Raw genomic sequence first — 401 nt, 5'->3', positions numbered from 1 at the left:
TGGAGAGCCGTGCGCACGACCTTGACCGGATCGACGATACCCATGGCGATCATGTCGCCATATTCGCCGGTCTGGGCATTGAAGCCGAAGGTCGGGCCCGTGTTCTCGAGGATCTTGCCGGCAACGATCGATGCTTCCGCACCTGCGTTGGCCGCGATCTGGCGGGCCGGAGCCTGCAGCGCGCGACGCACGATGGCGATGCCAGCGGTCTGGTCGGAGTTGGCGCCGCTGACGGTGATGGCCAGCGAAGCGCGCAGCAGTGCGACGCCGCCGCCGGGAACGATGCCTTCTTCGACGGCCGCGCGGGTCGCGTTGAGGGCGTCGTCGACGCGGTCCTTCTTTTCCTTGACTTCGATCTCGGTCGCACCGCCGACGCGGATGACGGCAACGCCGCCCGCCAG

At 67.8% G+C, this 401-nt stretch carries 1 protein-coding gene; it reads right to left on the bottom strand.

Annotated elements, in window-relative coordinates; translation table 11 throughout:
• Window positions 1-401 (bottom strand): TCP-1/cpn60 chaperonin family protein (locus AC0L3D_RS36980; RefSeq protein WP_473647571.1); only part of this gene is annotated, 401 nt, incomplete at both ends.

The sequence above is a fragment of the Mesorhizobium sp. WSM4837 genome (assembly GCF_055811435.1).
The sequence above is the reverse complement of the archived record's forward strand: the minus strand, read 5'-3'. Positions and strand labels throughout refer to the sequence as shown.